Origin of the sequence: Nocardia vinacea NBRC 16497 (assembly GCF_000308835.1) — a bacterium.
Lineage (GTDB): Bacteria > Actinomycetota > Actinomycetes > Mycobacteriales > Mycobacteriaceae > Nocardia > Nocardia vinacea.
This window is the reverse complement of the sequence record NZ_BAGN01000088.1, coordinates 137,131-145,556: the sequence shown is the minus strand read 5'-3', so window position 1 is coordinate 145,556 and position 8,426 is coordinate 137,131. Positions and strand designations below refer to the sequence as shown.

Below are 8,426 nucleotides of genomic sequence, written 5' to 3'. Positions count from 1 at the left end.
GGCGGCCAAACCAGAACACAGCCGTGCACCCGGCCCACGCACTGAACATGGAACGGGCGCACAACTACCGATCAGTGCCGTGCCAATCAGCCCATGCCGGCAACACGGCTGAGCACCAGGAAAAGCACCGCACCCACCACATCACTCCAACCCAGAACCGACGCACACCTGCCACCGCCGCCAAACCAGAAACAGCCGTGCACCCGGCCCACGCGAGTGAACGCGGGACGGGCGCACGGCTTCCGATCAGTGCCGCGACGATCAGTCCACGGCGGTGACGCGGCTGGGCAGGAGCCGGGAAAGCACCGCGCCCACCGCGACGATCGCGGCGCCGACCCACACCGCGGGAATCAGACCGTCGACGAAACTCTGCGGGTCCGTGTAGGAGCCGTGTGAGGCGAAGACCGACGCCAGCACCGCGACACCCATCGCGACGCCCACCTCACGGATGGTGCTGTTGGTGCCCGAGGCCATCGCCCGATCTTCCGCACTCGCGCTGGCCATCACGACCGTGGAGCCGGGCGCGAACGTCAGCCCCATGCCGATGCCACCGAGCAGGAACGGTCCGACGAAGGCACCGTAGCTCGCATCGACCGAAGTGACGGCCGCCATCCAGCCCAGCGCCACCGCCAGCAATATCTGACCGGCCGTCAGCAGCGTCCGCGCGCCGACGCGGTCCACAATCAGACCGGCGAGCGGAGCGACCACCATCGGCGCCATCGTCCACGGCATGGTCCGGATCCCGGACTGCAGGGGGCCGTAGCCCTGGACGACCTGAAAGTACTGCGCCAGCAGGAAGATCGAACCGAAAACACCGACCGCGAAGGTGAAGCTGGTCGCATTGCTCACCCGGAAGGCACGGGAGCGGAACAGCCGCAGCGGCAACATCGGATCGGATGTACGCAGCTCCCAGACGATCAACAAGCCGAGCAGCGCCGCACCGCCGATGAGCGTGGACAGCACTCCGGTCGAGGTCCAGCCGTCGTCAGCGCCGTGGATCACGCCCCACACCACCGAAAGCACACCGCCCGCCGACAACAACAGCCCCAACGGATCCAGCCGCTTGGCCCGCCCGTGCGATTCGCTCAGCACCCGTGCCGCGAACGGCAGCACCAGCACACCGATCGGCACGTTGATCCAGAAGATCCACTGCCAGCTCAGCCCCTCGACCACCGCACCGCCGATCAGCGGACCGAGCGCGACGCCGAGTCCGGAGATACCGCCCCAGATGCCGATGGCGGCGCTACGCATCTTCTCGGGCACGGCCGATGACAGCAAGGTCAGCGACAACGGCATGACGGCGGCGGCTCCGAAGCCTTGAACGGCCCTCGCGGCGATCAGCATCCACGGTTCGGTGGCCAGCGCACACGCGGCCGAGGCCAGGGTGAACAGCGCGATACCGGACAGGAAGACCCGGCGGCGCCCGAGCCGGTCGCCAATCGAGGTGGCCGTGAGCAGCAATGATGCGAACGACAGCGTGTAGGCGTTGACGAACCATTGCAGATCGGCCAGCGATGCGCCGAGTTCGGTGCGGATCACCGGCAGCGCGTTGGTCACCACCAGGTTGTCCAGCGTGACCATGAACATCGGGATGCCGACGGCGGCCAACACCGCGGCGAATCGACGTCCGCTTATGCGTTGCTCTTCGAGGGCCGGTGGTGCGGCGATTTCGAGTGTCTCGGACATGTCCAGCCTTTGTTGTAATCGACTGATAACTAACTGAGCCGAAGAGTATGCATCGACTGATAACATGTCAAGGGCAAGCGGCCGACCGACGAAGTGGAGCACGATGGCGAGTTCAACCCGAACCCGAATGACCGCCACCGAACGCAGCGAGGAAGTACTGCGCGCGGCCGTCGCCGCCTTCGCCGAATCCGGTTACGCCGCAACGAAAACCGATGAGATCGCGCGCCGCGCCGGTGTCTCGCAGCCGTATGTCATCCGCCTCTTCGGCACCAAACAGCAGCTGTTCCTGGCCGCGACGAACCGGGTCTGCGACCGCATAGAGGACATCTTCCGCGCGGCTGCCGCCGAGGGCATCACCCCCGACTCGACGCAGGACGAGAAGATGCGGGCGCTCGGCAAGGGCTACCAGACGTTCCTCGACGAACGCGAACTACTCCTCGTGCTGCTGCACGCCTTCGCCGCCGCCTCCGATCCGGCCATCGGCCCGGACGTCCGCAAGCGTTTCGGCGGCATCTACGCCGTGGTCAAGGAGCTCACCGGAGCGTCTATCGAGGAGATGTGCCGCTTCCTCGGCACCGGCATGCTGCTCACCGTGATGGCCGCCATGGGCGTGGCGGGCCCCGACTCGGTCCAGGTCTGCTGGGCCACCGACATGCTCGAAAACCTTGCCGCCGAGGGCGACTGAGGCAGCTGTCCCGTGCCGTGCCGTGCGCGGGTTTTGCTCACGGTGATTGTGACCGATGGCAACAGCCTCGTGGTGCCGGACAATGCGCGAGACCGCTTCGTCGCGGTTGTTGGCAGCGCAGTCGAATTGTCCCCCACGACCATGTCAGGAGTATCTCGCTTGACCACATCACTGCCGGTGAATCTCAAGCACACCAACGATATTCATCCCGCGGTCGATATACCGCTGATGCGCGAGGCGGTGTGTCCGGAGCGGACGCTGTGGTCGCCCACGGAATTGCGGGAGTTGACCAGGTCGGTCGCCGATGCCATGGCGACACCGCTACTGGACATCGTGCGGTTCGATACGCAGCAACGTTGGTGGACCCGGCTGGCACTGACCATGGGCGTCGAGGTGTGGCTGCTGTCGTGGGCACCGGGACAAGGCACCGAACCGCACGATCACGGCGGCGCCTCCGGCTCGTTCACGGTATCCATCGGCGAACTCGGCGAGGAATACCGTCATCCGGATGGCCCGGTACGCACCGCGCAATGGCAGGCCGGTGAAACGGTGGCATTCGGACCGGATCGGGCGCATCGGCTGCGCAATCACAGCACCCGCCCCGCCGCCTCGGTACACGCGTATTCCCCGCCGCTGCGACCGGTCCGCGAGTACCGTGCGCTTACCGATTTCGTGGGCGCATGAGCGAGCGAACGTTCAACACAGCCGCCATGGTGGTCATGACGGAGCCAAGCGCTAGCGAGGAGCAGTCATGAGCGCCGAGGACAGGCTCGACCGGGCGCGGGCCAAACTGAATCGCGTCGACCCGGAGCAGGCGGCGGCACTACTGGCCGACGGCGCGTTGGTGGTCGACATCCGCCCGCACGCCAACCGCCTCACCGAGGGCGAAATTCCCGGCTCGGTCGTGGTGGAACGAATAGTGCTGGAATGGCGGCTCGACCCGACCGGCACACACCGACTGCCCGGCCTCACCGAGAACACTCCGGTCGTACTGGTCTGCAATGAGGGCTACGCCTCCAGCCTCGCCGCCGCCGACATCCAAGAACTCGGCCTCCACCGAGCCACCGACCTCATCGGCGGCTTCCGCGCCTGGCAAGCAGCCGGCCTACCGGTAGTCCCCGGCGGCACACCAGCCGTCCCCTAGCCCGCCGCCGACCAATCGCCAAACCTTTCCATGCCCGGCTTGTCGCATATCCGGTACGCACCTCACAGAAGGTAGAACCTGTGCGCGGCGCGCACTGGATATGCGGCACCTCGCATGCCTATGTCGTTCGGCAGCTTCCGCGCCTGACAAGCAACCGGATTACCAGTAGTCCCAGCGGCACACGGCCGCCCACTATCCCACCGGCCCAGCTGTCGCACATCCAGTGCGCACCTCACAGAAGGTAGGACTTGTGCGAGGCGAGCACCGGATAAGCCCGGCCTCGTCGGGCTATTTCGCGTGCTATACAACCGTCCGTCGCAGTCGAGGTCGATACCCTACCTGTGCTGCCAGGGCATCCGTGCAAAAGAGGCCGTGAAACCTCAAATGACACCACGGTGGCTGGACAGGTGTCCTGAGCTGGCCCGGGAACGCGGCGCGGCGCAGATACACCACACCGACCGTCCCACAGCCGAAAGCCGACGCAAAGGACTGACCCAGCCGTGGTCAGGCGGGACGCACCACACCCAGTTTCCGCGGCCGGCAACTCCGGTCCGATCGAAAGCGCTGGCGTCGCGGGCAGCTGTCCAATCGATCAGATGCGATTTATACAAGCCCTCCCGCCGCAACACCGCCCCCTTGGCGCCCGGCTCGGTCAACCGTTCGTATTCGGCCGCGATCGCGGCGTTGTACTTCGGGGTGAACTTCCGCCGCTTCGGCCGAGATCGGGGACCCTGCTTCGTCTTGCCTACAACCCCTCATCGACCACACCGGTGTCCAGGTCGGCACTGCTCATAGTCACGTCCGAAGGATCCTGTTCTCGCCCTAATCGAAATCAACAACAGACGAACCGATCATCTCGATGTCTCAGGCAAGTCCAACAGGTAGGGGCCGATGCGACACTTGCATTGCTGCCTGACCGTTGCGGGGCTCGCGGCAATCCGCGAGGGCCGACTCCGGCCAATAATATGGCCCGGACAGCGAGAACGGACGGGGAACCCTGTGGCACAGGTCGTGGTGGCGACGAACAACAAGTCGATGCCGAAACTGAGCGGCGCAATCAAGGACAGCATCTACCGCTACCTCGACCGGATCGGCACTGATGACACCGTGACCGATCTGCACATCGAGTCACTATCAGGGGCAGTCGACCCTCGAGTGAGGACCGGACAGGTCGACGCCGAGCATCGCGTGATCATGTTCCGTATCGAGGACCGATTCGGCGATCCCACCTACATCTACCTGGGCACCTGGCACAACGATGTGGCGACCGAACTGGCAGCCCAGTCGACGCTGCAGGTCAATAAGGTCAACGGCGTACTAGAGGGCATCGTCGGCGCCCTGGACGGCCACAACGACAGACGCAAGCGCACGGTGGTGCCCGACCGGAGCGGCAAGCTCACCGAACTTGCCGCTCAGTCGGCGACCGGCTACCTCAGCCGAGCCGGCTACACCCTTGCGCAACTGACCGAACAGCTCGGCCTCGGCGACGAACTTGCCGCGGCCGTGCTGGCGGCACCAGATCGCGACGCCATCCATCTCGCGGCACAGGATTCGTCGGTCACCTGGCAGCTCAACGCCGTGCTCGAACTGGCCGCCGGCCGCTCCATCAACGAAATCCGCGACGGCCTCGGCTTCACCGATCAGCCCGTCGACGACAATCTCGACGAGAACGAGCAGATCCTCGCCGCGCTGGCCCACCCCGCCACCAAGATGCAGTTCACTCTCGTCGACGACAGCGACGAGCTGCGCCGCGTCATCGAGGAGGGTGATTTCACAGCGTGGCGAACGTTCCTACATCCCAACCAGCGTCGATTCGTCGAGAATGACAACCGGGGTGCGTTCCGTCTCTCCGGCGGCGCCGGCACCGGCAAAACCGTTGTCGCCCTGCATCGCGCCCGGTACCTCGCTCGCCGGAACCCGGACGCTCGCATCATTGTCACAACCTTCAACAAAACCCTGGCCAAGGCATTGCAGGACGATCTGCGCACGCTCGATCCGAACATCATGCTCGCGGAGAAGCCCGGCGACAGGGGCGTCTATGTCGCCGGACTAGACAAGCTCGCGGCCGCTGTTCTGAGCGGCCGCCAAGATCTCGAACAGAGCCTCGCGACAGTCTTCGGGCCGGGCGCCTGGACGCGCCACAATCAGCGTCGCGGAAATGAATTCGGCTGGGCCGAGGCCGTCGATACGGCAGGCACCGACCTCGATCCACGTCTGCGCCACCCGTCGTTCCTGGCTGCCGAATACGTCAACATCGTCCTGGGCAATCGTGTCACCACCCGCGAGGAGTACCTGCGGGTGCCACGGGCCGGCCGTGGCGTGCGGTTGTCCCGGCCGCAGCGGACGGCGGTCTGGCGAATCTTCGAGCAGTATCGCAAGAACGGCCGGACCGCCGGGCGGCTCACGTTCCCAGAGGTGCTCGCAGTCGCCGCTGCCGATCTGCAGTGGCGCTTCGAGTCGAGCGGGGTCAATCTAGCCGACCATGTGATCGTCGACGAGGCTCAGGACCTGCACGCCACGCATTGGTCATTGCTGCGCGCGCTCGTTGCCGAGGGCCCCGACGACCTGTTCATTGCCGAGGATTCACACCAGCGGATCTACGGTCAGCCGGTGGTTCTCGGCAGGCTCGGGATCAATATTCGCGGCGGCAGGTCCGCCAAACTGACCCTGAACTACCGCACCACCGCCCAGAATCTCCATTTCGCGGTGAGCATCCTTGACGGTGCCGACTACCGCGACCTCGAAGAAGGAGCGGAATCTACGGTCGGCTACACCAGTGCCCGGCGCGGCCCGAACCCCCGGCTGATCGAGTGCCGCTCCACCACCGACGAACTCCAGGCCATCGCCGACCAGATCAAGCAGTGGACCACCACGGACCAGGTCGCGCCCGACAGTATCGCCGTTCTGACCCGGGCACAGCAGGATCGTGACCTGATCGTGCGCGCCTTGCGGGAGCGTGGCGTCGAGGCCGAGGTCCTCGATGACGACCTGCCCGCGGGCGGCCGGGCACAGGTCCTGACAATGCACCGGGCGAAAGGCATGGAGTTCCGGTGCGTCATCCTGGCCGGAGTCGATCGCGAGCATGTGCCGTCCCGGGCGCAGCTGCGCGGAATTCCGGAGGAGGAAGTGGCGGAGGCCCAGCAGCGCGAGCGATCGCTGCTGTACGTCGCAGCCAGCCGCGCCCGCGACGAACTCGTGGTGACCTGGAGCGGTCAGATCTCGGAACTGCTGGCCTGATCTCGGTGGGGCGCACGGGCATTCGTGTGTGCCCCACCGTCCGGTCACCGTCCAACCAGTAGCGCACCCAGCTGGTTCGCCGCATCGGCAGCCTCGACCGGAATCACCTGATAGCCGTCCCCACCCAGGCCCGAGTCCCGATCGGTGTCCTGACCTTCCACCACAACGATCTTCGCCGCCGGCCAAGCCAGCTCGACCGGCCAGTAGTGCCTTCCCTCCTCGATACCGATCTCGGGTTGCGGCACACCAGCTTTCGCGAGCTCGACCAATAACGCCCGGACCGCGTCCGACACGTCGGCCGATGCCAGATCCCATCGGACTGCAGCCGTGCCCGAATCCACACCGGCCAGGCCGAGGCCGTTGAACACCTCCAGGGCACCGCCACGGGACAGCTTGTCGTGGTGACGCTCATTGCGGTACGAGCGCAGGCATCCGTAGCAGGAGGTCTCTGCACCACAATCGCATTGCGCAACCCGGTACGCGGCCGAGCGCAGCACCCGGTCGAGCTCGGCGGCAATCTGTTTCGAAGCGCCTGCGCCAGCCGGGACCGTGTCGAACAGAACGATGCTGCGGCGCCCGTCGGCACTCCACGACAGGGTGCCGTCGATATCGTCCCGGCTGATCTCGAGCGCCTCCGACGCGCCCTCGAGCATCGCGTAGAGCACCGACATCCACCGGGCTTCGGCCTCCGGGGTGTAGGAGAACTCGGAGGAGAAGGTGATCTCCGCAACGTCGGTTTCGTAGCGGTGAGCCAGCGATACGACTTCCAGTGGACCGGAGCATGCGCTGCCGGTCGCCGGCCGGCTGTGGGATTTGATCTTGTTGCGATTCGCACCGATCGGGTCGGCCCAGCCACACCATCCGCACAGCAGGAATCCGCTCCCTGCTCCTTCGCCGATGACCGCCAGCCGGGCCCGGGTGCCCGCGCGTGCCCGCACTTCGATGCCGTCGTCCGTTCGCCACGGCGGCAGTTCGACCGATTCACCGATCGTCTCGACGTAGCTGGCCCCGAACCAAGCCCGCTGCGGTGGTTCGGATTTCACATCCTCCGGCATCCGATCCGCCACGAATCCGAACTCCGGCAGCACGCATCGCTTGGTCGGCCCGAACTCGGTCTCGCAGTTCGGGCAGACCGGCGGACCATCGAGGACGTGCCCGCACTCGAAATGGTTGCACTCCTTACACACCCGGTACTGGAGCGACTCGAGTTCTCGCTTGGGCAGTTTGTGCAGTCCGCGCGAGGTCCACAACTTCCCGCCGGCCACCACCTGGTTACCGGGCGCATAGTCGTAGATCGCCTGGCCGAGATCACGCGACAGCTCGAGCCGGGCACCGACTGTTCCCTCGCAGTGGGAGGTCCGCAGTTCCACGGTGTCGACCGGGAATCCGTATTTTGGCAGCACATTCTTGTTGGCCAGGTAGCCGAGCAGCTGCCGGTCGCTGATGGTGCGCAGCGTCTTCTGCAGCTTGTCGCCGAGCCCGAGCTGCCGGTCGGCCACCGCCTGCCGGATCAATTCTTCGAATGTCGCTATATCGGTGCGGATATCGTGCTCGGCGTCGGCCAGCTGGTCGCAGAGCCGCTCGACCCACGCGTCGTCATCGACCCCGATCTCGCGCCGGATCCTCTCCGGCAGTGCCGCCCGCAGCGAGGCCCGCACAGGCTCTGGCACGGGG

General features: G+C 65.8%; 6 protein-coding genes. 4 read left to right on the top strand and 2 right to left on the bottom strand.

Annotation, left to right across the window (positions count from 1 at the left end):
- Window positions 1-261 precede the first annotated feature (261 nt).
- A complete protein-coding gene (locus tag ON44_RS11940) occupies window positions 262-1,686 on the bottom strand; it encodes an MFS transporter (protein ID WP_040689103.1) in 1,425 nt (474 codons plus the stop codon).
- A gap of 103 nt (window positions 1,687-1,789) precedes the next feature.
- Here ON44_RS11940 and ON44_RS11935 point away from each other — a divergent pair, with 103 nt between their 5' ends.
- From ON44_RS11935 to ON44_RS11920, 4 genes are all read left to right on the top strand, one after another.
- Window positions 1,790-2,371, top strand: a complete 582-nt coding sequence (locus tag ON44_RS11935) for a TetR/AcrR family transcriptional regulator (protein WP_040689101.1) — start codon at window positions 1,790-1,792, stop codon at window positions 2,369-2,371.
- 159 nt (window positions 2,372-2,530) lie between these two features.
- Window positions 2,531-3,055, top strand: a complete 525-nt coding sequence (locus ON44_RS11930; RefSeq protein ID WP_040689151.1) for a cysteine dioxygenase — start codon at window positions 2,531-2,533, stop codon at window positions 3,053-3,055.
- 67 nt (window positions 3,056-3,122) lie between these two features.
- Entirely contained in the window at window positions 3,123-3,515 is a 393-nt protein-coding gene (locus ON44_RS11925) for a rhodanese-like domain-containing protein (RefSeq protein WP_040689098.1), read from the top strand.
- Window positions 3,516-4,514: 999 nt separating this feature from the next.
- Complete coding sequence (locus ON44_RS11920; protein WP_040689096.1) at window positions 4,515-6,752, top strand: 3'-5' exonuclease; 2,238 nt, start codon at window positions 4,515-4,517, stop codon at window positions 6,750-6,752.
- Between the two features lie 44 nt (window positions 6,753-6,796).
- On the opposite strand, the gene ON44_RS53735 is transcribed toward ON44_RS11920, so the two are convergent.
- Window positions 6,797-8,422: an MrfA Zn-binding domain-containing protein gene (locus tag ON44_RS53735; RefSeq protein ID WP_306306476.1), complete on the bottom strand. Its 1,626-nt coding sequence runs from the start codon at window positions 8,420-8,422 to the stop codon at window positions 6,797-6,799.
- Window positions 8,423-8,426 lie beyond the last annotated feature (4 nt).